A 22,084-nucleotide genomic window follows, 5' to 3' on the forward strand; every position below is an offset into this window, starting at 1 on the left:
ACGGAAAACAGACTCTCGGTGAACGTGTCGGTGCCGCGCATGATCTCCAGGGGGCGGGTGAGGTCCTTACATCAACGCTTTTGCTATCCGTCGCGATGACTTCAGCGCGAGGTATTTCCGCAGCCTGCTAGGAGCGGACTACTCATCAGCGTCTCGTAATGTTGACGGCCACGATTTCGTATCCGGGGTCGGCGTGCTCGTTCGCGACTTTGTTCGCTTCCTCATACGAGAGAAAGGACGTGGCTTCCTTAATCTCTGGTGCCATGCCGATATCGCCGCCCTCTGCGGTGCAGAGGAACTTCTCGCCAGTCTTCACGACGTAGACGGTCGTCATGTCTCCCTCCATGGCTTGCAGGGGAACTTCCAGTCTAGAGGGTGTTAGGAACTTTGAATTAGACCTGGTATCCTGGCGGGATGAAAAAACGCAGGCCATACCCAACGGATGTATCGGATGAAGAGTGGTACTTCGCCGCACCGTACCTGACCTTGATGAACAAGGACGCACCGCAGCGCCGCTACGAATTGCGTGAGATGTTCAACGCGCTTCGCTGGATGGTACGCGCGGGTGCGCCGTGGCGTTTGTTGCCCAATGATTTTCCACCGTGGGAACTGGTCTACCAGCAGACGCAACGCTGGATTCAGGCAGGCTGTTTCGAGGCCATGGTGAATTGACCTGCGTTCGATCATCCGGACCGCGCAGCAGCGCCGTGGTCAACCCAGCGCGGTCATTCTCGACGGGCGGACCCTGCAGTCGACCTGCGAGAGTGGGCCTCGCGCCGGTTACGACGGCTACAAACGCAAACGCGGCAGCAAGGTCCACATGGCGGTTGATACCTTGGGGCAGTTGCTTGCTGTGCATGTTACGCCGGCCAACGAACAGGAACGCGCGCAGGTCGGAGAACTGGCGCGTCAGGTTCAGCAGGCCACGGGCCAGACGGTCAAGGTGGCGTTCGCGGACCAGGGATATACCGGCGAAGAGCCTGCGCAGGCGGCACTCGACGAAGGGATCGAGCTTCAGGTAATCAAGCTGCCGGAGGCGAAAAAGGGCTTCGTGCTGTTGCCGCGCCGCTGGGTGGTCGAGCGCAGCTTCGGCTGGCTCAACCGCTTTCGCCGACTGGCCAGAGACTACGAGCGATTGCCCGAAACCTTGGCTGGCTTGCACTTCGTCGTATTCTCCGTGCTTATGCTTGTTCACTTTGCAGCCCTTAACAAAAGTTCCTAACACCCTCTAGCAGGCCGGAAGGGTTGCACACGGTTCGCTGAGTCGTTTCCGTAACGTCCTCGCCAGAGGCGTTCCGCCCTCCGATTTTTTTTGCGTCATTCCATAACTCTGTTCGCAACCCATCAGTCAAATTGATGTACCGTCATCCTTCAGCATCCCCGTCATAGCGGTTGCGTCATAGGCCATGTGCGGCCCCCTAAAGGCCAGCCCTTTCAAGGTCTTCCTTTAAGTCAGGATTCCTTGTATTTTGCGTGCTTGAGAAGTCGAGTAGTGCTGTGATGGGAACGGGCAGTTGCGCCATCAACGTAAGCCGTTGGCTTGTTAATCTTTGGGCCGCGTTTGCGGGTGCGCACCCGTACCGGGTCAACGCGGCCCGCCAGTTCGATCAGCTTGCTGGCAATCAGGGCGGGCGCAGTCTCGCTCCAGTGCGACCAGTGCTGAGCGTGCCGCGGGCAACAAGCTGGTCGTATTCGTTGACGAGGCGCAGCGCCTGGAACTTGAGCACTACGAATGGCTGCGCGATGTGCAGGACGAACTGGAGCGTCGAGGCGTGCGGATGTTCACGTTCCTTGTCGGTCAACCCGGCATCCTGAACCGCAAGAGCTCGTTCCGGCAGAGCGTCGATACCTCGCAGATCGTGTCCCGCTTCATGATTGACGAACTGCGCTTCGAAGGTTTCCATTCTGCCGACGATCTGAAGATGTCGCTCGGCGCGTTTGACACGTCAACCTTTCCCGATCGCAGTGAGTGGCCCTTTACGCGCTTTTTTCTGCAACGTGCATTCGATACCGGTTTCCGCCTGGGAAAGCAGCACGGGGTGTTGTGGGAAGCGTTCGACGCCGCGCATCGGCGCGCGCGGTTCGATTTCACGATGGAAATTCCCACGGAATATCTGGCCCGCACGGTGGAGATCGCGCTGACGGACAACATGCAGCAAGACGGTGCAGACTTCGCACTGAGCCCGGCCTGCTGGTCGCAGGCGGTGGAGGAATCGAATTTCGTCGCCGCACTCGAGGAGCTGCGCATCATCTTTGTCGACGAGGCGGCGTACGGATCATGACGCGCCGCTTTGATATCTTGGTCCCGCACCATGAACCGGAAACGCCCGGGCTGTGGTGCTGGCGTGATGACTGGCACGCCACCGGGCAATCTGCGTTCACGCTGCTCGCCAAATTCCAGCGGCTCAACGCGCTGTCATGCGCCGGCCTCGCGGACTGTTTTGGCCGCCGTGAAGGGCGGCGGTCAGTATCAGGGAGCATGGACCTGCGCGACGCCCGGCAATTTGATGTGCGGCGCCTGACGGATGTGCTTCGCCTGCCACTGGAAGACATCGCGCGCGCGTTCGTCATGCCGTCACATCTGGCGCGCGTGATCGCCGTGTCAACGCTGCGCTGGTGCGTACGCTGCGCGCGTGAAGGCGTCCACCTGACAGCGTTTCGGTTGCGGACTTGCCGTTCCTGTCCCGTGCATCACACTCCGCTGGAGGAGGGCTGCGCACAGTGTGGTCTGGAAATTCCCTTCCGGCTGAGACCAGACGTCTTCCGGGCGCCGTTCTCCTGTCCATCCTGCGGCACGCCGTGGATTGTCCCGTCACGCGGCCTCGATGACCTGCGGGTCGACGGTGCCTACCGGCGTGTGCTTTTGCGATGGGCCGCCGGCCAGCATCCTGCCATACAGGATGGTCCGCAATCCGATTCCCTGGACGCCGTGTGGAACATATGCAGGCCGGATGAAAGGGAAGTGGCCGGGTACGCATCGTGTACGCTGTTCCCTGATGCAAGCGATTGTGCCGATGAACTCCTGTCGGGAGCGCGCAGCTGCTACAAGGCCATCAGGCGCCAGATCACGCGTGAGTACAGTGGCCAGCATCAACCGTGCATTGCGTCGGCCGCCCACCATCTGCGCTGGAGGATGGATGGCCGTTCGACGACACCGTTCTGTCCGGTCGCCCAGGCGGTGCTGCGATGGCGCACGAAATGGGAGGGCTTTGGCGTTCCCGAAGCGCTGCTGCATCCCCCCGCTGCATGGTCCGCTCGGTATCGTCGTCTGGCTGTCTCGCTATGCGCCGATCGCGGGTGGCGAATGGAGCGAGACAACGAGCCGATGGCTGACGCTGCACCTGTTCGCGATCGCACGTCTCGACAGTTTTCGCACTTTCCTGCACGAAGCGCAGCTGGCACGCGGTCATGAGCGCATCGTGTGGTGGCCGTTTCCCGTCCACGATTTCCCGCGGCGCGAACTGGTCGCGCAGGGCAGGGACCGGCCGGATGATCCCGCACGGTTCCGGCTGACATCGTTCGAAACCCGGCAGGGTGTCGACGCCTCGCCCGGTGCCGTATCTGGCGGCCTTGCACATGAGAAACAGCATGCACGACTTTTGTTCGACAACAGGAAGCCGCGAGACGGATCGGCTCCGTCTCTGTCGCCTCGATCCACGCAGCACGACAATCAGCTGGCGGCGCCTGGATACAACGTTTCGGCTGTGCTGCAGCAAGACGAAGCCGGCCCGATCTTCACCCCCGCGAACACCGTCGGAGGTTATGCGAAACGTGTTGTCGTCGTGTGAGCTTCAACACCGGGGTATTCGGGAGAACCGCCAGTTCCCTCAGTTTCCTGACGATTGGAGAAGCCAACGCGCATTAAGCAAACCGGCGGAGGCGGGCAGGCACCCGAACGATTGCCCCAACGCAGCGGCGAATCGCTCGGCGGATGGACGGTCAGAGGCGGCGGTATCACCGGTACTGAACAACCCTGAGGCCTGCCATGTTGAGCATGCGCTCAGCGGTTTTTGCTAAGGAAGGTCTGCACAACTCGTTTTCTGAGAGCCGACTTATTTGCTAATTACTCATACGTCAGAAATATAGCGGACAGATTGATGCCTAAAAAATGAGCGAACAAGGCACGGATCGCGGCTAATTTGTGAAAGCTGCTCGTGAATTTTTGAGCCCAACTTTTCACCTTTTTGAAGTGGGCGTCGCGCGACGCCGGTCCGCTTGACGTGACTCCACACCAGTTCATCCGGATTGAGGTCCGGTGCGTAACCGGGCAGGAAATGTAAAGTCAACTTGCCCTGCGTACTAGCGGCATAGTCCTTAACGACGGCTTTCTTATGCGCTGGCAATCCGTCGACGATCAAATGAACCGCTCTTCTCCGATTGAACATCAACTTCTTGAGCAGTTCCACGAACAACTCGCCGCTAAGTGCCCCTTCATACGTTGCAAACCAAAAAAGCGCCCTTCGAATTAACAGCGGACGCGGCGCTCATGCTTTGCCGTTCGCCGGGCCGCTCGACCACCGGCGTCTCACCGCGCGGCGCCCACGTCCTGCCATGCACCGAGTCAGCACGGAAGCCCGATTCATCCCAGAAGAAGATGTCCGCCTTCTGCTCGCGAGCCTGCCTGGCAATGCTCGGATAGGTGTCTCGCTGCCAACGCTCGATAGCTTCCGGATCACGCTGGTAAGCACGCTGCAACGGCTTTTGCGGCGTCAGGTTCAGACGGGCGAGCATCGCACCGATCGAAGCCAGACTCAGCGTGACGCCGAATTTCTGTCGTACCAGCTCACGAACCAGGTTGCGCGTCCACAAGCCAAAATCAAACCCGTACTGCATTGGATTCTTGCCATTAACCCAGCGCATTACCCGCTGCTCCTGCGTCGCAGTGAGCGTACGTGGGCGACCTGTGCCCTTGGTCGAGCGCAGCGCTCGCACACCATGACCACGGCCTCGCGCCTGCGCCCTAATCTTGTACGCCCACGAGCGATGCATCCCAAATGACGCGGCAACATCATTTGGATGCTCGCCTTCAGCCATACGCTGAACTGCAAGGATACGCATCTCTTCGAGCGTGTTGTGAGCCAGACTCCGGCCATCTCGTTTCATGGGCGATGCTCTCAATAGCTATCGCTCAAGCATAGACCATCTGTCCGCAAAATTCCTGACTTATGAGTAAATCCTATGCGTGATTAGCGTCTGCTGGCATGGGCCGTCCGTCTTTTGAACCGTTACGGTCCCGGCCACCGAGGCTGTGGGCTTAAACAACCGATCGCTTCAGGCCTTGTGCAAAGCCTTGCGCGCCATCCACAGGTTGCCCAGCGCAAACAGGGTCGTAATCTGGACCGTGTTCTTCATCAACCCGCGGTACCGTGTCTTTGTGTAGCCAAACTGCCGTTTGAGGACACGAAACGGATGTTCAACCTTGGCGCGGATGCCAGCCTTCAGACGTTCGATTTCATCGTATATCGCGTCCAGCTGATCGCTCAGGTCCAGTTGTCTGCGCCTGCCTGGTTTCATCGCGACATGCCAGCGAACCGAATTCGCCTTGCAGCGCTTTTCGATACCCTGATATCCGGCGTCTGCGTACACATCCGCTTCCTGGCCGTGCAATAGCGCTTCTGCTGCATTGATATCGTGAACGTTGGCCGCTGTACCGATGACGGTGTGAACCAGGCCCGACTCCGCGTCCACGCCGACATGCGCTTTCATCCCGAAGTACGATTGATTTCCCTTCTTCGTCTGGTGCATTTCCGGGTCACGTTTGCCAGAGCCGTTTTTCGTCGAACTGGGTGCCGAGATCAAGGTAGCGTCGACCGCGGATCCTGTCTTGAGCATCAAGCCTTTTTCGCTCAGGATCTCATTGACCAGTGTGAACATCTGCGCAGCCAGTCCGTGCGTTTCGAGCAGATGACGGAACCGCAGAATCGTGCTCTCGTCCGGCAAACGCGTCATGCCCCCGTCCAACCCTGCAAAGTCGCGGTAAAGCGGCACGTCATAAAGCGCCTCTTCCATCGCTGGGTCCGACAGACCAAACCACTGCTGCATGAAATGAATTTGCAGCATCGTCGCAATTGGGAACGGCGGGCGCCCAGTCTTCCCAGCCGGATAGTGCGGTTCAATCAGCGCAATCAATCTCGCCCACGGCACAACGCGCATCATCTCATCGAGAAATTCCCGCTTGCGCGTGCGTTTCGTTGAAAGATCCAGACCAAGACCAAGCTGTGTCATCAAGACACTCCGTTAAACTTTCCTATCTCCCAGGATAGTCCACCCAAACGTCAACGCCAGGACTTTTGCAGACCTTCCCTAAAGATAACGAAAGATGTGTGCGGTGTCCGTGTTCAATCAGGTAGTCGCGCTCAAGCCTGCCGATGTGGCATCGGCAAACGCGGACGTCCGGGCGGAGCCGCCTCGCTCTGCGCGCGAAATCGCAGCCGGCCGTGAGATCCGCCCTCACCAGTCCAGACGATGCTTTTCTTCGGTCTCGCGGTGACGGGTGTCGTCGTCGCTATGAAGATAGATGCTCGTCGTCGAAATCGATGCATGCCCGAGGTTGTCTCGCACGAGTCGCAGATCGAGGTTGCCGTCGGCCATGTGGGACCCGGCACTGTGCCGCAGCCAGTGTGCGGATGCACGCTCGAGATGCGTAGCGCGCGCGGCATTGTCTTCACCGCGAAGCCTTAATTTGTCCGCTGCGCCAGCAAAGATGCCTTTGATGATCGAGTGCAGCGCGGCCCGCGTGAGAGGCTTCATGGATTTGCCGAGCGGCAACACCAGCGGCGTGTCCTCGTGCGAGGACGGGAGTGGCGCAAGCCCGCGCGCACGCCGGTAGCGCGCGAGTTCGACCATCCTCTCCGAGGAGGCGGGGACGAGTCGTTCCTTGTCACCTTTGCCAAGCACCTCGAGCCACCACCGCTCGTGCCCCTCGTTGTCCCGCCGGCAGAAAAACTTGCCCATCGTATTGCCACCGACCTCCGAGATGCGCAGGCCGCCCAGATAGAGCAGGGTAAAGAGCCATCGTGCGCGCCAGTAACGTTCCTGTTCCCGATCGCTGTCACGGGGCAGGCCGTCGATATAGACCTTGACCTCCTGCCAGAGATCGCGCTCCAGGTAACGGGTGATGCGCGGCGCCTGGCGGCGGGATCGCTGGCGCGTTAGCGAGAGTGGATTGCCGGCCAGGTAGCCAGCTTCGACAAGCCAGGCGAACAGCGCATTGAGGATCACCATCGCCTGGCGCTGGCTCGAGACTGCAAGCGGCCCGTAGAACGGCCGCCAGCGAGGATCGTGACGCGGGAACTTGCGCCCGCCATCCGACACCCAGCGCGAACGCGGTTGCGGATCGTCCAAAAAGAGCCTGTAGGTGAGCAGATCCTCGTGCGTGATCGATGACAAGGGCTTGCCCAGCTGCACGATGGACCACAACAGGAGCCGTTCAGCTTCCTTGCGGTAGTTTTCGAAAGTGGTCTTCGTGTCGACGACACGTGCGAGCCACGCTCGTATCGCGCTCAGGTCGTCTGCTGCGGTGATCTGCTTGCGACCGTTCGCCCGGTTGACTCCGTGGCGGCCGTCAAGGTCGGGCGGCAGGTCGAGTGCATCGAGCGGGCGCGGAGCGATCAGGGTCGTCGTCATGTTTTGAACGTGGATCGGTGGCAGCACATGTCACTGCGATTGTCGCACGCCGGGAAGGGCCTTTGACCCCGCAGGCTTGATACGTAAAAACCAACGAAAAATAATGCCGTACTGCGAACGAACAGGTGTCACCGTGCTTCCGTCAGGCTGATAACGGTCAGATCGTCGCAGTGAGCATGCCGCTGAATCTCCGCGTGAGCGCCCAAACTGCTCTGATCACCGCGCGCTAGTTCACGCTGCCCACCTTTACGGCAGATAGATCGCGACGACCTGCCGCGCAGACAAGCACCGATAGGCAGTGCCGCAGCGGCCAGCGCATGGGCACGGACGAACCCGATGAGGCGGCCCACGAGGAAGTGTCGAGCTCGCGCCGGTTTTCCTCATAGCGGGCGCGCGTTTGCTTTCCCATGGCCCTCTTCAGGAAGGCGACGTCTGAGCGCAGCAAACCGTGTTCAGCCGAAGACCGGCGGGCGCGGTGCTTGAACTGTGTTCACCGCCAAACCCGCGGCCTTTAGCGTAGAGGAAGCTGAGCCTATCAACACTTCACATCGCCTCAATGTGGGCAGCCTCGTCAATTGAATCAGCCTTTCGTTGGAATGTTAGGTGTTTAGGATTCCCATAAGAATGGCCATTGTGGCGTCGAGGTCGGCACTGATTTGTTGACGTGGAATTCCGGCACTCGCTTTAATAGCTACCGAATGAAGTGTTGCGATCAACAGATTTGCGCAACACCGCGCATTCACCGCAGCAGAGTCACCCGACAGGAACGTACTCGCCCATTTCTCGATGCGGCGCTCCTCTCGCTCGATAAGCTCTTTGAGAATTGCTCGTGCGTCCTCGTGGGCATTGGCCTCATCAGCGAGCACGCATGCGATGAGACAGCCGCGGGGCCGTTCGTGATCGTAGAAGAGGTGAACAATTGCTTCGGTAAAGAACGATGGATCGAAGCGTTTCCCGTGCGCCTCGTTGGGAAGACGAAGCATTGCAAAGTTTTGATAGTAACGCTCGACGGCCTTAAAAAAAAGGGCACGCTTATCGCCATAGGCGGCATAAAGACTTGGACGGTTGATCTCCATCGCGGTAGTCAGCGTGTCTAGATCGGCACCTTCGTACCCCTTTTTCCAAAAAATCTCGACGGCGCGATCGAGCGCCGAATCTACGTTAAACGCGCGCGGCCGCCCACGCCCTCTTTTTTTCTCAACTGTAAGCATGATCCCGGGGTTCCGATATTTTCTTACCGTACGATACACAAATCACTTGACAAGGGCAACTGCATTCATTAACTTACTGATCAGTACACAAAGGAGACGACACTATGGACAAAACCGCTGAACGTGCGGCGACCACCCCGACCAGGTACCTTGACGTCGATGGCGTGCGCTATGCATATCGGGAAGTCGGGCCCGACAATCCGGTGGACAAGACGCCTATCCTGTTCCTCCATCGGTTCCGGGGTACGCTCGACGACTGGGATCCGGGCTTTGTCGACGCATTGGCCAAGACCCGCCACGTCATTCTGTTCAGTGATCAGGAAGTCGGTTCGTCGTCGGGATCGGCAGCGACGAGCGTGGACGAAAAGGCCCGCAACGCCGCAGATTTCGCGAAGAAACTAGGCTTTCTAACCATCGATGTGCTCGGCTTTTCCATGGGAGGGTTCGTTGCCCAGGCGATTGCGATCAACGAGCCGACGCTTGTGCGAAAGGTGATCATCGTCGGCGCGGCTGGAGGCGGCAATCCGGAAGCGGCACCGCCGACGGATATCGTGTTTGAGATTGCTCTTCGTCCTGAATACTCTCTCGAGGATGTCCGGTATCTGTTCTTCGCGGAAGGGCGTGACGAGGAAACGCGGGCCTATCTCGATCGTCGAGCAACCCGGACTTCTAGCCAGGAACCTCCTGTAACGCCCGAGGTCATCGGCAAGATGGTGTCGCTCATCGGCGACTTCATGAGCGGGAAAACCGGTCACTACGAGAAGCTGAAGGACCTTCGTCAGCCCACGCTGATCGTCTCCGGCGACCGAGATCCGTTCTTCCCTTTCAAGAACATCTGGATGCTGTATCGCGAACTGCCCAACGCACAGTTGCTGGCCTATCCCAATTCGGGCCATGGGCCGCATCAGCAGCATCCGGAAGAGGTGGCCGAGAAGATCGAATACTTCCTGTCCACGACCTGATCGGCTCCAACTTTTTATCGGGCGGCTGATACGTTCCGCTCAGCGTGGGCCGGCCGAGATTCAAACAACACAGAAAATGGAGGCGCCAGTGGCATTCAGTGCTCTTCTGGCGACCGAACCCGGCTCGAAAATTTCGACGAATGTGGTCGGGCTGAATTACAAATACCTGATGGCCGGTGACGTAACAGCGTCGGTGACTGTGTTTTCGAAGTTGAATCTCTTCGCATTGCGGCCCTCAGGGCATTGGAGCACGCTCTGATCTGGCTAGATGAATTACGAACATAAAAGAGCGAAGGCGTCGGAAAAGCAATTCAGGAATAGACATAACAGTTGCTGGTTGCCTTCACACGGAAGGAGATGCTGCGATGACGACTTATACGGAGTTCTATCGGCGTTCGATCGACGAACCAGATGATTTCTGGGCCGAGCAGGCCTCATTGATCGATTGGGAAAAGCCGTTCGAAAGAGTTCGTGACTATGGGTCGCCTCCATTCACGAGATGGTTTGTCGGAGGACTGACAAATCTCTGCCACAACGCAATTGATCGGCACCTGGCCAATCGTGCAGATCAAACAGCACTGATCTGGGTCTCTACAGAGACAGGGCAGGAAGAAACGTATAGCTTTGGTGACCTGCACGCGGAAGTGCAGACAATGGCTGCGATTATCTTGTCCCTAGGCGTGAAAAGGGGCGACCGGGTGTTGATCTACATGCCGATGATCCCGCAGGCTGTTTTTGCGATGTTGGCCTGCGCCCGTATCGGCGCCGTCCATTCGGTTGTGTTTGGTGGATTTGCCAGTTCAAGCCTGGCCAGTCGCATCGAAGACGCCAGGCCCACACTGATTATCAGCGCCGATGCCGGATGCCGTGCCGGGAAGGTCATTCCATATAAGCCACTACTGGATGAGGCCCTTGAACTTGTGTCGACACGGCCTGCCAAGGTTCTCATCGTCGACCGGGGACTCGCGCCGACTCCGATGCGCGCTCATAGAGACGAGTCTTACATCTCCTTGAGGCAGGAATTTCTTGGCGCCACTGTCGCGTGCGAATGGTTAGAGTCCAGTTCTCCGAGCTACACGTTATATACCAGCGGCACAACAGGTAACCCGAAAGCCGTTCAACGGGACACTGGCGGATACAGCGTCGCGCTCGCGGCCAGCATGAAGCACATTTTTTGCGGCTCTCCCGGCGAGACGTTCTTCACAACGAGCGATATCGGTTGGGTGGTCGGCCACAGCTATATCGTCTATGGTCCTCTTATCGCGGGCATGGCAACCCTGCTCTACGAGGGACTGCCCACACGCCCGGATCCTGGCATCTGGTGGAGGCTTGTCGAGAAGTACAAGGTGACTACCATGTTTAGCTCACCGACAGCCATCCGGGTGATGAAGCAACATGAGAATGAGTCGCTTTTCGAGGCAGATCTGTCCAGCTTGCGAAGTCTGTATTTGGCCGGTGAACCTCTCGATGTGCCAACAGGGAAATGGATAAATGGCGCCTTGCGTAAGCCGATTATCGACAACTATTGGCAGACGGAGTCTGGGTGGCCAATCCTTGCACTCGCGAATGGCGTCGAGAGCGCGGATAGTAAATTCGGGTCGCCTGGGCTACCCATGTACGGGTTTTCTGTACGCCTGATTGACGATCAAACGGGTGAGGAGATAACGGTCGCAAATCGAAAAGGCATTCTCATCATCGATGGGCCGCTTCCGCCCGGGTGCATTCAGACGATTGCGAACGACGATGAGCGTTTTGTGAAAACTTACTGGTCCAAGGTTCGTGGACGGTATGTCTATTCGACCTTCGATTGGGGCGTCCGGGACGAAGACGGCTATTACTTCATCCTTGGGCGTGCCGATGATGTCATCAACGTAGCCGGCCATCGGCTCGGCACGCGGGAGATAGAAGAGACTATTTCTGGCCACCCGAACGTCGCCGAGGTCGCGGTTGTCGGAGTTGCCGACCCCTTGAAAGGGCAGGTCGCTGTTGCATTTATAACCGTGAAGGATCGAAGTGCTGTCGCTGCCAGTGAGGGCGCGTCCACGCAGAAACACGAGATTCTGAAACTTGTCGAGCTCCGCCTCGGTGCTATAGCACGCCCCGCACGGGTTCTTTTCGTTCCAGCGCTGCCAAAGACGCGATCAGGTAAGTTACTGCGCCGAGCGATTCAGGCGATCTACGAGGGCCGAGAACCAGGAAACATCACGACTATCGAAGACCCATCGGTACTGGGAGCAATTGCAGAGTCGGTCATTCCAACGTAAAGCGGCTCGCACGGCCGTTATAGATGGTAAGTGTGTGAGACAGCAAAGTGGTGGCCATCATTGCTGATCTGATGGGCACCCCCGTTGTCTTAATCAGAAGGGAAGAAGCCAGGCACCGGACGGGCGGCCAGAATCACGCCCGGAAGCCTGGTGAGGGATTGGCTGCAGCGGCTTGCGAACCGGGCGTATCAGTCGCGAAGCTGGCCCGGGAGAATGGCATCAAAGCGAAAATGGTGTTCAGCTGGCGAATGTACCTGGCCGAGCAGCAAGCTCGGCCTGCTTGGCTCATTCTGGTCGTATCGATAGCGACACGGCGACGGAAGCCGTTGCATCAACTCCCGTAGAACGGTGAGCGCAGGACAGTTACCTGCTCATCATCAATATCATGACAATGGATGGAGACACTAATGCAACTCAAAGATAAAGTAGCAGTTATCACCGGCGGAGACAGTGGAATAGGGCTAGCCTGCGCGCGTCTATTCCTTGCAGAGGGTGCCGACGTTGCGATCATCAGCAACAATTCTGAAGCCCTCAGCGCTGCTCAAAATCAGCTTGGTGCCAACGTAATGGCAATTCAGGCAGACGTCACGATCCCCAAGACCCTCGGCGCTGCGTTTGCAGAGGTTGGTGATCGGTTTGGCCATATCGATGTCCTGTTTGCAGGCGCTGGCGTTGCATCGACTACCCCTCTGGACGGCGCGTCCGTTGAGACTGTTGAACGCGTCCTCACGATAAATATTGCCGGCAGCTTCTACACCGTACAGGCCGCCCTTCCTCACTTGCGCTCTGGCGCATCGGTCATTCTCGTTGGCTCGGTCATGTCAACGATGGGATACGCCGGATTCGGTGTCTATGCCGCGAGTAAAGCCGGGATATCCGGGATGGCGCGCTCATTGGCTTCAGAATTAACACCTAGAGGCATCCGCGTAAACACGCTGGTTCCAAGCGCTACGCGAACTCCAATCTGGAACAGCCTGGCGCAAACGGAAGCCCAGGTGCAGGAAATCGAGCAGGGATTAATCAGAAGCATCCCGATTGGCCGGCTCAATAACGCAGAGGAGGTGGCCCACGCCGCGCTCTTCCTGGCTTCCGATCGCTCAAGCAGCATGCGTGCGGCGGAGCTGGTTATCGACGGTGGTGCCACCGGTGCCCCCCAAGGCGCATCGGTATATCTAGCTTGAGTCACCCTCTTATGTGACTTTGAGGATTGACTAAAGGTATGTGTCGCAGGCGAAGTTCGGCTTATGTTCTCGCCTGCGATCGGCATCGCAACCGCGCGACTCCCGATAACTAGATAGTCGGCGAACCAGGGCCAAAATACGGTCGATACTTACTTGCGCGGGAATGCGTGGGTTGCTTCCGTAAATGCCGATTTAAACGTACCGCATGTGGTGAGCCGCGCACACCAAAGATGCGTCGGAATTAATCAGCGTGCGCCCGAATTCATCTCTTTTTGCCGATCGTCGGCAGATCCGGTACATGGCGGCCTTGATCGAAATATCGGCACAAAGAAGCAAGCAGTATGAGTAATGACGTACTAATTAAGTATAACTAAATATGGAGATATAGGATGATGCGGAATGTGACGCTCGGCTTGGGCGCTCTGATGGTATGCGCGAGCATGGCATTAAGTTCGGTTGCGTTTGCCACGGAAGGGGGAAGCGATAACATCGGCGAAGGTGCCGAGGCGTTTTTCGCCGGCGCGTTGCCGCCAGCTGGCCTGTACGGCATCCTGTATTACTCGCATTACCATGCGTCGCACTTCAACGATTCGCACGGCAACAATTCGGTGCCGGGGTTTAAGCTCGACGCCGACTTGCTGATTCCTCGCGCCGTCTATATGTCGAATCTGTCATTGCTGGGCGGACGCTACGGGGCCTACGCGGTACTGCCCGTCGCACGGCTTTCTCTGAGTGCAGGCGGGATGCCATTCGACCGAACCAGTCTCGGCGACCTGCTCGTCAGTCCGGCATTGATCGCGTGGGGAACCGGCGCGCTTCGGACTGCGGCGGCCATTGAGTTCGTAGTGCCCACTGGTCAGTACGACAAGAACGCGGTTCTGAACACCGGCAAGAATTATTATACGGCGCGGCCGGTGTTCGCCGTGTCGTGGTTGCCGAACGAGAGGGTAGAACTGTCCGCGAAGGTGACCTACAGCTTCAATTCGCCGAACACCGACACGAACTACCACTCCGGGAACCTGTTCCACTTTGACTACTCGGCGAGCTATGCGGTCACGCCAGCGGCGCGCGTCGGAATTTCTGGCTATTTCATCAAGCAGATGACGGACGATGTACAAAACGGTCAATCGGTAGCCGGAGACGGATTTCGTGGGCAGGTCTTCGCGATGGGTCCCGGCTTACGCTATCAGTTCAGCAAGGTCAGCGTCGAGGCACGCGTCGTGAAGGAGTTTTTCGTGCGGAATCGTCCGGCCGGGGAGGCGGTTTGGGCGAAGATGGTAGTGGCATTTTGACGGAAAAGAGCGATATACAGGCTTGCGTATTACATAAGCATATGGAGACTTCGATGACGAATGCCAACTCAGAAACAACACGCGACAGCGCACTGCAGGCCTCGCCGAACCCGGAGTTCGACTTCGACTGGGCGATCGTCGGGTCCGGATTCGGCGGAAGCGTCGCCGCTCTCCGGCTGACCGAGAAGGGGTACCGGGTGGGCGTGATCGAACGCGGTCGTCGCTACGAGGACAGTGATCTACCGACTTCGACAAACGAGATCGAAAAGTTTGTCTGGGCCCCGGAGCAAGGGCTCTACGGCATCCTCCGAGATGTCGCGTACCAACATGTCGAGACCGCCTCGCAGACGGGCGTAGGAGGTGGGAGCCTCATGTACGGGGGCGTGCTCTTCCGTGCGCAGAAGGGGTTCTACAACGCCCCCCAGTGGCGAGGCCTCGAGTCCTGGGAGGCGGCGCTCGACCCGCACTACGCCAAGGCGGAGTTCATGCTCGGCGTGAGGGAATCCCCGTGGGACTCGGTCTCGATCCAGCTGACCAAGCGCATCGGCGAGCACTTCGGGGTCTCCGACGGCTTCAGGCTTGCGCCGACCGGCGTGTTCTTCGGCGAACCCGGCAAGACAGTGGATGACCCCTACTTCGGCGGCGAAGGACCTGCGCGGACCGGATGCAGACGTTGCGGCGATTGCATGATCGGATGCCGCACGGGCGCCGCGAACAGGCTGACGAAGAACTATCTCTGGTTCGCGGAGAAGCGGGGCGCCCGGATCATTCCGGAGCAGGAGGTCATCGACGTCCGGCCCCTCGGCGCAGCCGACGGCGCAGACGGGTACCGGCTGGTCGTAGAGCAGCGCAGCCCCGACGGGTCCCGCGCCCGCACTGAATACACCGCTCGCGGCGTCGTCTTCGCCGGCGGAGCTATCGCAACCAACGAACTGCTCGCAGACTGCAAGTACCGTGGATCACTACCACGGATCAGCGACAGACTCGGCCACCTGGTCCGCACGAACAGCGAGACCTTCCTCAGCGTCCAGCTCCCCCGGGATCTCGAGGCATGGCGCGACGTAACAGCGCCCAGCCGATTGATCTTCGACGGGGACACCCAGGTCGAACTCCTCACCGTCGGGAAGCATGCCGACGCATGGCAGGGCAAGTTCACCGTCCTCACAGGCAAGGGGAACATCTTCGTCCGTCGCGTCAAGTGGTTGACGAACGTCATCCTTCACCCGAGACGGTGGAAGGCAACCAAGCAATCCGAGGGTTGGAGCGCCCGATCGCTGGCGATGCTTGTCATGCAGCCTCGCGACAACGCGGTCCGGTTACGCGCGCAGAAGCACAGCACCGGCAACGGCTACACGCTCGTCAGCGAGATCGACAAGTCCCGTCCCGCCCCGACATTCCTCTCCGTCGGGCACAAGGTCGCCAAGTGGCTCGCCGAAGAAACGGGTGGGGTTGCGGGCAGCACCCTGACCGAAGCCTTCCGCAACGCCCCATGGACGGCGCACATCCTCGGCGGGGCGGTCATCGGCTCGGACGCGACCACCGGCGTCATCGACGCAGAGCTGAAAGTGTTCGGTTACAAGAACATGATCGTCTGCGACGCCGCCGCGCTGCCCGCGAATCCCGGGGTCAACCCCGCGCTCACGATCACCGCGCTCGCCGAATACGCGATGGATCGGCTCCCACGCGCACCCGCGACGACGCCAGAGCCTGTGGAGGGGTGACGCTACGCGGCCGAGCGCGAATCGGGCAAGAGCCGGAAGGCGGGCCCCGGCACGAGCTCGCGCATAGGAAATTTAACCGCCTCCATTGGGTGCGGCCCGAGACCGAGCCAAGACCTGCCCGGAGAGCATGAAGGGCCCTGAGCCTGGCGCGCCAGCCGCCGCCCCGGCCTGCGCCACCAGTTCCCGGCCGGCTCTCTGCATGGCTTTACCAACTTGCCTCACCAGGACGAACTTCAGGATAAGCGGCGATCGCTCAGAAACCAGTCGACGGGCTTTGGGTGAGTTCAGTGAATCGACGCCACGCGGCAAAGCGTTCGCAGAGTTGTTTGCGATACAACGAAGCTCGCAGCAGATGTCTCTTGGGCGCGAAGTGCTGCCGGATCGGACGAAAGCTCGACAGAGATTCCTCCGTGCGTTTGCGCTCACGCTCACGAAGGCCTCGCATGCGGCGCTCGCGTTCACACGTAGGCTGATGACTGTCTTCTGCCCGGTTGTTTCACCGGGCAGCCGCCTTTGCGAAAACACATGCTTGACGCTAGCCAGTTGGGGAATCTCCGCCTTTGCAGCTAGGTAGAAATTTCTTGCCAGTTGGCGCCGGCGCACAGATATGAGGCATGGGACCAATCTCACGCCTCATTGGACGAGTGCTAAAACGTGTATCCGACGGATACAAACGAAATGATCGGATTAACCTTGAGCTTCGCACTGCTGGTCACGGTACCGAGTTTCGACTGCGTTGTCAGCGTTGCCCGGACGGACAGCCACATATACGAAAGCGAGGCATCAACCGACCAATGTTGGGTAATGTTGTAGGCCAAGCCCGCGTTGATCACAGGTGCAAAAGAGTGGCTCAGCTTGACGCTAGTCGGCCCCTCGAGAGCGGTCCCAAGGGTTGGCGAATATAAAAGCGCGCCGCTGGCCGCCGCGGGCTCAGGTTTCACGCCACTAAACCAGACGTAAGCTGCGCCTGCAGCAAGATACGGTCGAAGGTTACTCGTGGCATCGTTGAAGTAGTACTTCAGCAATATTGTCGGGCTCCACTCATATGCTGAGCCCGCCCGCCCGAGAGAGCTGAGCGACCCGGTGCCGGCTAGTCGAAACTTGGGCGGAATGCCCCCTACCGCGGCGGCGGCGATGTGATCGGTAATAAAGTATGTGGCGGCGAACCCGACCGTATCGGCATTGTCAACCGACGTGCCGGTGCCCGGCGCAGTGACGTTGGTGCCGAGTGCGTTGACTGTGAGTGGTTCGCTGGAGTCCTGTGGCGCGAAATGGAACCAGCCTAAGTTCCCGACGAAATCTCCGGCGCTTTGCGCCTGGGCTGCAGTGCACGTTAGCAGTGCAGTGGCAACGGCAAAAATTCGTTTTTGCAACATCCTGTCTCCTCCGGTTTTACGTTTATGGTGATGAGGTGAAACGGCAAAGCAACTGGGAGGTGGGACGCGAGGGCGCTATCGAAGGCGCTCTGTCACGTCGCAAACGTCCTCAATAAAGCGGCCCCGACTCGAGCCGGCGGCAATTCGACTGCCTTCTGCGATGAAGCCTTCGCTCAGGGTGCCAAATAGCCAGCGATAGCACTCGATAACCTCATCCAGTGATTCGCACGCAGGCGGATCGTAGTGACGCACAATGCGGCGGGTTCCGGATTCGGTCGCGCGATACACGGTGATCTGGTGATAGTTGCCCGCTGCGATCGCTTGCGCGATAGAGCGTCCCTCTTTGACCATCATTGCCTCCTGTTTGGGGTTCAACGCTGACCAGCCTCTGATTCCAAGGCTGGTAGTCGAGGTTGTTTCTAGGGAGCTGGTGGCGCGTGTGGCTGTCGCTCCCGTGTCGCGGAGCTGGTTGTTTCCGCGAACAGACGAGAAGTCGCCAAAGCCGGGGCGATGATCCGGGCGCGGAGCTTAGGGCCGGAGAGAGCCAGCAACGGACACAGCACTGCGCATGCAGTGGGGCTGTGATGCCGTGAAGGGCCTCCTCGTTGGAAATGAACCGGATCGAACTTGATGCCGACTGGGAAGTCGGGATCTACCTGCCGCCGGATCTCGGCGTAAGTGGCCAGCACGAAGAGACGCTGCATTTCCGGCTCGTGGTCGTCGCGGTTGTGAGGCGGCGATAGGACCCGGCTGTCGAAAAAACCGTGCGCGCTGCGGATTTGCACGCCGCTGAAGCCGGCTTTCTTGCGGATGGCTGCATTGCTTTCGAAGCGCTGGATGATGTCGTCAATCTCGGCGATATAGGCTTCGGGTGGGATGCAGAAGTACGCTGTCATGTCGCCATCGAACGGGATGGACGATGGGAAGAGACTGCCGGGATTCAGGCCTTTCGGCGACTGCTTTCCAGGATGGTCGAGCTGAACGCGGATCACCACTGCCAGGTTGGTTACGCCGCGCACCCACTGCCGCCAGACAGGCAAATCGGCTTCATTCTCAATCACCACGTTGCTGGGTGCGCCCACCGCACGACGGTCGGTCGTCCCGCTCCCCGTGATGACAAATTCAACGCCCGCCGCGGACCAGCGCAGGTGCAGGCCGACGAGTTTCGATGTCGGACGATTGTCGTAGGTGCCCAGCGTCTCTTTCACGGACGCCTTGGCGAGCCGGGTTCGGAGTACGCTGCCGTTCGGCAGGCGCAGAGGCTGAATCAACGAATCTATGTCAAGCGGAGAGGATTTGCGCATGGTGCATACTCGGAAGCTTCGAGGAAGCGGGGCACCTGCCGGCCAGTGTCGGAATCACCAGATGTCACGCGCGGGCACGTGCATGTGTACAAGTCTGATAGCGAGGGCGGTCGAGATGTGATATACGAATCGTATAGTACTATAACTATACTAAACGTATAGTATGATAAACCCACAACCGACTGCCGGGGGCGAGCCTATATGAGCGCGGCTTGCCGCTCCGGCTCGGTAGATTACGGCCGGATCTTGTGATCCTGTGAATCAGGATGAGTGCCGAAATGCTCGACGAGCCTGCGCTCGATCGTTGGAGTTATTGAAGTTCTGAACGAGGTAGGCACGACGTCGCGGACCTGGATCCCTTGCGACTCCCCGGCCAGACTGTTGCTTCGACGAAGTTGCGCGCCCGGGACGCCAGGCTGGCGCATGTGTCCACAGCGGCGGTTCCCAAGATGGCGGCGACCGGGAATGCGTGCACCAATCTGCCCGCAATCACTTCACGACGAAATTGCCAGATAGATGCAGTTGAGTTCGCCGCCGATGCCGACCGTCTCCAGGCCGTGGACAGCAGCTTTTGCTCGGGCGGGTCGACATGCTCGATGCCGACATTGTTTGCCGGCATATGGAGTTTTTCGTCATTGCCCTGCAATGAACCTGAAAGCGCCCTCGAGCGGCGCAGCATCGCTAATATCCAGCGTCGGCGAAGCCGCCAACATGGGCCACAGTTTCGCTCCGAGTGCGTTCAATGCGGCGGGCTGAATATACGGCTGATCACAATTCGCCAGCAGGCGGCGGCAAAAGGGTACGCTGTTGCCCCTCTCGCGCCCGTGGCAAGGCAAACCTGCTCACGTGCGCCACGCCCGATTCGCAGTGTGCGGATGCAGGTAGGGCGAGGCAACGCATCAGGGCTTGTATTCGAGAACCTTGAATACCTGCGTGAACGCTTGCCGGCTTCCATGCAGCAGGGTTGCGCGCCTCTCGCGGAGCGCATGCGCAGGTGTGACCTGACGCAGGGCCAGCGCCATGAACGTTTCCATGTCGCACTGTATCTTGACGTCGGCGGACTCTTCGCTGGGACCAGAGCGGACCAGCACCTTCCCGTCGTTCACCGGGACATGGAAAACTTCCGCCCCCACATGGAACTCGTACAACGCTTGCAAACCGGCGCTTGACGCCGGATCGCTCGAGCCCGTCAAGCACAGTGCGATGAGTTCCGCACGGGCACTGGACGGATCGATGCGCTCATCGATCGGCAGGCGCAGACCCCAGAGCCCAAGCGCGATTACCGGTTTGCGCAATTGTTCGCCCAATTCCGTCAGTTCGTAAGCTGGCGCTGCGGCGGGCGCTGGCAACGTGGTCGGCTGGATGACATCGCTCTCCACCAGCATGGCCAGGCGCTCGGACAGCCGGTTTGCGCCCATGGCAGGCATGATCGTCAGCAGATCCTTGAACCGCTTTGGACCTAGCAGGAGTTCGCGGATCACGAGCAGCGTCCAACGATCGCCGAGGACGTCTAATGCCCGGGCCATTGGGCAAAGTTGACCGTAGGTTTTGTTTGGCATGTCACATTGTACAAGGCCCTGCTCAGGCGAAGCCGGGTGGAACACAACAGTCGCGGACGAGGCGGGAAATCTGCCGCGCAAACCTGATAGTGATCAGATGTGGCGGCGCCGCCTCGGGGGTTACCTGCATCAGTAGCACATCAAGCTCCCGGAAAAGTCGCGCCCAGCCATCGCCGATCTGCAGCCGGGCTGCGTTTGCTCACCCAGCCATGACCGGAGACTTCGCGGGGGGGCAACCCGCACGGTGTATGCGCGGGCCCGTCCGGGAATTGGCTGATGAGCCATGTTATCGGCGCCACAAGGAAATGGGGCATCCATCGTCGCGGTTACCGACGAAGAGGCGCGAAACCCACGCGGCAGCCCGCTCGAACGGCAGCGGTGCCTCGAAGTCCTGCGATGACAATGTCGTAACCGGGTCCATGCTTTTGCTTCCGATTTTAGGCTCGGAGTGCACATGTTTAACTATATCATTTGTATAGTCTATACACTATACAAAGTGTATAGTTTAATGCGTAATCGTAGCCTGAGGCTCGCGCATCTTTAGCCTTCGACCCGGGCGGTTTCCGCCCGACCTTGCTCCCAGGCGAGCACAGTGTGGTAGCGGGCCCGACTGTATGAGGCCTTCGCATAAAGTCTATGGAGACCCGAATGAGCAGAAGACACTGGATCCAGTCGTACGGCTCGATCCCCCCCGAGATCGACGCCGATCGCTATCCGTCCGTGACTGCGCTGTTGAAGGACGCAATGTGCCGGTTCGCTGACAAACCAGCCTTCCGTGTCGGTGGACGGACACTGACGTATGCCGATGTCGACCACTTCTCGTCTGCGTTCGCCGCTTACCTGCAGAAAGTGGTCGGCGTGAAAAAAGGCGATCGTGTGGCCGTGATGCTGCCGAACCTGCTGTCGTTCCCGATCGCCTTCATTGCCATTGCAAAAATCGGCGGCATCCAGGTCAACGTCAATCCGCTATACACGGCCCGGGAACTCGAGTATCAGCTTAACGACGCGGGCGCCGAAGTGATCGTGGTCCATAGCGCTTCAGCATCCACCTTTGCGCAAGTGGTTGGCAAGACGCGCGTCAGGAAGACGATTACAGCCGGTCCCGACGACGGAGGCGCTGCGGATCCAGGGCTCACGGTCGACGGGTCGCTGGGCGAATGGATCACGCTACAAGCTGCAATCGATCTGGGCGAGACGCTCGAATTCGATCCGGTGACCGTGATTTGCAGTGATTTGCTCTTCCTGCAATACACCGGCGGCACGACCGGGCTTTCGAAAGGCGCCGCGTTGTCACACCGTAATCTGATCGCCAACATCGAACAGTTCAGGGCCTTGATGCCCGATGCGCAGCAGCCTGGCGAAGAGGTTGTCGTGACCGCGATTCCGCTTTACCACATTTTCGCGCTCATGGTGAACTTCCTGACTTACTTCTCCGTGGGCGCCGAAAACTGGCTCGTGGCCTTCCGCCGGGTAATCGTAAAAGGCCAACAGGCTTTCCCGGTCCTTCTTCAACGTTTCGGTGGCTTTCGGATACTTCGCCGCGTAGACCGTCACGAAACGATCGAAGGCGGCGTATGCGTCAGCGCGC

Annotated in this window: 20 protein-coding genes and 4 pseudogenes; 11 read left to right on the forward strand and 13 right to left on the reverse strand. The window is 59.1% G+C overall.

The annotated features are described in order from the left end of the window. Positions 1-145: 145 nt before the first annotated feature. Positions 146-334 (reverse strand): hypothetical protein, encoded by a 189-nt coding sequence (locus F6X42_RS38015; protein ID WP_187639013.1) that lies wholly within the window; start codon positions 332-334, stop codon positions 146-148. 80 nt (positions 335-414) lie between these two features. Here F6X42_RS38015 and F6X42_RS38020 point away from each other — a divergent pair. Beyond that, positions 415-1,222 (forward strand): annotated as a pseudogene (locus F6X42_RS38020) (IS5 family transposase). A 400-nt stretch (positions 1,223-1,622) separates the two neighbouring features. Here F6X42_RS38020 and F6X42_RS44750 read toward each other — a convergent pair. Further along, positions 1,623-1,904, reverse strand: a complete 282-nt coding sequence (locus F6X42_RS44750) for a hypothetical protein (RefSeq protein WP_246530451.1) — start codon at positions 1,902-1,904, stop codon at positions 1,623-1,625. Between the two features lie 18 nt (positions 1,905-1,922). On the opposite strand from F6X42_RS44750, the gene F6X42_RS44755 reads away from it, so the two are divergent. From F6X42_RS44755 to F6X42_RS38035, 3 genes are read left to right on the forward strand one after another with little or no spacing between them, the layout of a single operon-like run. Further along, complete coding sequence (locus tag F6X42_RS44755) at positions 1,923-2,282, forward strand: hypothetical protein (protein WP_246530452.1); 360 nt, start codon at positions 1,923-1,925, stop codon at positions 2,280-2,282. Beyond that, the gene (locus F6X42_RS38030) at positions 2,279-3,412 is read left to right on the forward strand and encodes a hypothetical protein (RefSeq protein ID WP_187639014.1); all 1,134 of its coding nucleotides are present in this window, start codon (positions 2,279-2,281) and stop codon (positions 3,410-3,412) included. The genes F6X42_RS44755 and F6X42_RS38030 overlap by 4 nt, the downstream gene beginning before the upstream one ends. A 7-nt stretch (positions 3,413-3,419) precedes the next feature. After that, positions 3,420-3,788, forward strand: coding sequence for a hypothetical protein (locus F6X42_RS38035; RefSeq protein WP_187639015.1), 369 nt, complete (start codon positions 3,420-3,422; stop codon positions 3,786-3,788). A gap of 279 nt (positions 3,789-4,067) precedes the next feature. Here F6X42_RS38035 and F6X42_RS38040 read toward each other — a convergent pair. From F6X42_RS38040 to F6X42_RS38055, 4 genes are all read right to left on the reverse strand, one after another. Continuing rightward, positions 4,068-5,103, reverse strand: a protein-coding gene (locus F6X42_RS38040; RefSeq protein ID WP_187639016.1) for an IS630 family transposase whose coding sequence is annotated in 2 segments (ribosomal slippage) — positions 4,068-4,451 and positions 4,453-5,103 — 1,035 coding nt in all. Because the reading frame shifts where the segments join, the coding sequence is not laid out codon by codon here. A gap of 168 nt (positions 5,104-5,271) precedes the next feature. Beyond that, positions 5,272-6,225: an IS5 family transposase gene (locus tag F6X42_RS38045; protein WP_187639017.1), complete on the reverse strand. Its 954-nt coding sequence runs from the start codon at positions 6,223-6,225 to the stop codon at positions 5,272-5,274. Between the two features lie 225 nt (positions 6,226-6,450). Beyond that, the gene (locus F6X42_RS38050) at positions 6,451-7,626 is read right to left on the reverse strand and encodes a tyrosine-type recombinase/integrase (protein ID WP_187639018.1); all 1,176 of its coding nucleotides are present in this window, start codon (positions 7,624-7,626) and stop codon (positions 6,451-6,453) included. Between the two features lie 599 nt (positions 7,627-8,225). Next, positions 8,226-8,837 carry a TetR/AcrR family transcriptional regulator gene (locus F6X42_RS38055; protein WP_187639019.1) on the reverse strand — a complete coding sequence of 204 codons (612 nt, stop codon included), beginning with the start codon at positions 8,835-8,837 and terminating at the stop codon, positions 8,226-8,228. A 104-nt stretch (positions 8,838-8,941) separates the two neighbouring features. Here F6X42_RS38055 and F6X42_RS38060 point away from each other — a divergent pair, with 104 nt between their 5' ends. The 6 genes from F6X42_RS38060 (at position 8,942) to F6X42_RS38085 (ending at position 16,257) form a co-directional block, all read left to right on the forward strand. Further along, on the forward strand, positions 8,942-9,799 hold the full coding sequence (locus F6X42_RS38060) for an alpha/beta fold hydrolase (RefSeq protein WP_187639020.1): 858 nt from the start codon (positions 8,942-8,944) through the stop codon (positions 9,797-9,799). A gap of 88 nt (positions 9,800-9,887) precedes the next feature. After that, a complete protein-coding gene (locus F6X42_RS38065; RefSeq protein ID WP_187639021.1) occupies positions 9,888-10,058 on the forward strand; it encodes a hypothetical protein in 171 nt (56 codons plus the stop codon). A gap of 106 nt (positions 10,059-10,164) precedes the next feature. Continuing rightward, positions 10,165-12,063 (forward strand): propionate--CoA ligase, encoded by a 1,899-nt coding sequence (locus F6X42_RS38070; protein WP_187639022.1) that lies wholly within the window; start codon positions 10,165-10,167, stop codon positions 12,061-12,063. A gap of 407 nt (positions 12,064-12,470) precedes the next feature. Further along, positions 12,471-13,244, forward strand: coding sequence for an SDR family NAD(P)-dependent oxidoreductase (locus F6X42_RS38075; protein ID WP_187639023.1), 774 nt, complete (start codon positions 12,471-12,473; stop codon positions 13,242-13,244). 389 nt (positions 13,245-13,633) lie between these two features. Next, positions 13,634-14,536 carry a SphA family protein gene (locus F6X42_RS38080; RefSeq protein ID WP_187639024.1) on the forward strand — a complete coding sequence of 301 codons (903 nt, stop codon included), beginning with the start codon at positions 13,634-13,636 and terminating at the stop codon, positions 14,534-14,536. Between the two features lie 53 nt (positions 14,537-14,589). Beyond that, on the forward strand, positions 14,590-16,257 hold the full coding sequence (locus F6X42_RS38085; RefSeq protein WP_187639025.1) for a GMC oxidoreductase: 1,668 nt from the start codon (positions 14,590-14,592) through the stop codon (positions 16,255-16,257). Positions 16,258-16,510: 253 nt separating this feature from the next. Here the strand turns inward: F6X42_RS38085 and F6X42_RS44760 are convergent. From F6X42_RS44760 to F6X42_RS38110, 6 genes and pseudogenes are all read right to left on the reverse strand, one after another. After that, positions 16,511-16,830: pseudogene (locus tag F6X42_RS44760) on the reverse strand (transposase family protein); the annotation flags it as partial. Positions 16,831-16,904: 74 nt separating this feature from the next. Next, entirely contained in the window at positions 16,905-17,633 is a 729-nt protein-coding gene (locus F6X42_RS38090; protein ID WP_187639026.1) for an OmpW/AlkL family protein, read from the reverse strand. A gap of 75 nt (positions 17,634-17,708) precedes the next feature. After that, positions 17,709-17,987, reverse strand: coding sequence for a hypothetical protein (locus F6X42_RS38095; protein ID WP_187639027.1), 279 nt, complete (start codon positions 17,985-17,987; stop codon positions 17,709-17,711). 65 nt (positions 17,988-18,052) lie between these two features. Then, positions 18,053-18,937, reverse strand: a complete 885-nt coding sequence (locus tag F6X42_RS38100) for an oxidoreductase (RefSeq protein WP_187639028.1) — start codon at positions 18,935-18,937, stop codon at positions 18,053-18,055. Between the two features lie 310 nt (positions 18,938-19,247). After that, positions 19,248-19,616: a hypothetical protein gene (locus tag F6X42_RS38105; protein ID WP_187639029.1), complete on the reverse strand. Its 369-nt coding sequence runs from the start codon at positions 19,614-19,616 to the stop codon at positions 19,248-19,250. A gap of 220 nt (positions 19,617-19,836) precedes the next feature. Continuing rightward, the gene (locus F6X42_RS38110; RefSeq protein WP_246530453.1) at positions 19,837-20,496 is read right to left on the reverse strand and encodes a winged helix-turn-helix transcriptional regulator; all 660 of its coding nucleotides are present in this window, start codon (positions 20,494-20,496) and stop codon (positions 19,837-19,839) included. Positions 20,497-21,144: 648 nt separating this feature from the next. Between F6X42_RS38110 and F6X42_RS38115 the strand changes: the two are divergent. Then, positions 21,145-21,957 (forward strand): annotated as a pseudogene (locus tag F6X42_RS38115) (AMP-binding protein); the annotation flags it as partial. Here F6X42_RS38115 and F6X42_RS38120 read toward each other — a convergent pair. Next, positions 21,958-22,084, reverse strand: a pseudogene (locus tag F6X42_RS38120) (transposase); the annotation flags it as partial.

The sequence above is a fragment of the Paraburkholderia podalyriae genome, assembly GCF_014397785.1.
Lineage (GTDB): Bacteria > Pseudomonadota > Gammaproteobacteria > Burkholderiales > Burkholderiaceae > Paraburkholderia > Paraburkholderia podalyriae.

What these genes read in the sequence shown, in the direction of transcription:
- F6X42_RS38015 (WP_187639013.1), bottom strand. Translation starts at nt 334, where the DNA reads ATGACGACCGTCTACGTCGTGAAGACTGGCGAGAAGTTCCTCTGCACC.
- F6X42_RS44750 (WP_246530451.1), bottom strand. Translation starts at nt 1,904, where the DNA reads ATGGAAACCTTCGAAGCGCAGTTCGTCAATCATGAAGCGGGACACGAT.
- F6X42_RS44755 (WP_246530452.1), top strand. Translation starts at nt 1,923, where the DNA reads ATGTCGCTCGGCGCGTTTGACACGTCAACCTTTCCCGATCGCAGTGAG.
- F6X42_RS38030 (WP_187639014.1), top strand. Translation starts at nt 2,279, where the DNA reads ATGACGCGCCGCTTTGATATCTTGGTCCCGCACCATGAACCGGAAACG.
- F6X42_RS38045 (WP_187639017.1), bottom strand. Translation starts at nt 6,225, where the DNA reads ATGACACAGCTTGGTCTTGGTCTGGATCTTTCAACGAAACGCACGCGC.
- F6X42_RS38050 (WP_187639018.1), bottom strand. Translation starts at nt 7,626, where the DNA reads ATGACGACGACCCTGATCGCTCCGCGCCCGCTCGATGCACTCGACCTG.
- F6X42_RS38055 (WP_187639019.1), bottom strand. Translation starts at nt 8,837, where the DNA reads ATGCTTACAGTTGAGAAAAAAAGAGGGCGTGGGCGGCCGCGCGCGTTT.
- F6X42_RS38060 (WP_187639020.1), top strand. Translation starts at nt 8,942, where the DNA reads ATGGACAAAACCGCTGAACGTGCGGCGACCACCCCGACCAGGTACCTT.
- F6X42_RS38070 (WP_187639022.1), top strand. Translation starts at nt 10,165, where the DNA reads ATGACGACTTATACGGAGTTCTATCGGCGTTCGATCGACGAACCAGAT.
- F6X42_RS38075 (WP_187639023.1), top strand. Translation starts at nt 12,471, where the DNA reads ATGCAACTCAAAGATAAAGTAGCAGTTATCACCGGCGGAGACAGTGGA.
- F6X42_RS38080 (WP_187639024.1), top strand. Translation starts at nt 13,634, where the DNA reads ATGATGCGGAATGTGACGCTCGGCTTGGGCGCTCTGATGGTATGCGCG.
- F6X42_RS38085 (WP_187639025.1), top strand. Translation starts at nt 14,590, where the DNA reads ATGACGAATGCCAACTCAGAAACAACACGCGACAGCGCACTGCAGGCC.
- F6X42_RS38090 (WP_187639026.1), bottom strand. Translation starts at nt 17,633, where the DNA reads ATGTTGCAAAAACGAATTTTTGCCGTTGCCACTGCACTGCTAACGTGC.
- F6X42_RS38095 (WP_187639027.1), bottom strand. Translation starts at nt 17,987, where the DNA reads ATGATGGTCAAAGAGGGACGCTCTATCGCGCAAGCGATCGCAGCGGGC.
- F6X42_RS38100 (WP_187639028.1), bottom strand. Translation starts at nt 18,937, where the DNA reads ATGCGCAAATCCTCTCCGCTTGACATAGATTCGTTGATTCAGCCTCTG.
- F6X42_RS38105 (WP_187639029.1), bottom strand. Translation starts at nt 19,616, where the DNA reads ATGCTGCGCCGCTCGAGGGCGCTTTCAGGTTCATTGCAGGGCAATGAC.
- F6X42_RS38110 (WP_246530453.1), bottom strand. Translation starts at nt 20,496, where the DNA reads ATGCCAAACAAAACCTACGGTCAACTTTGCCCAATGGCCCGGGCATTA.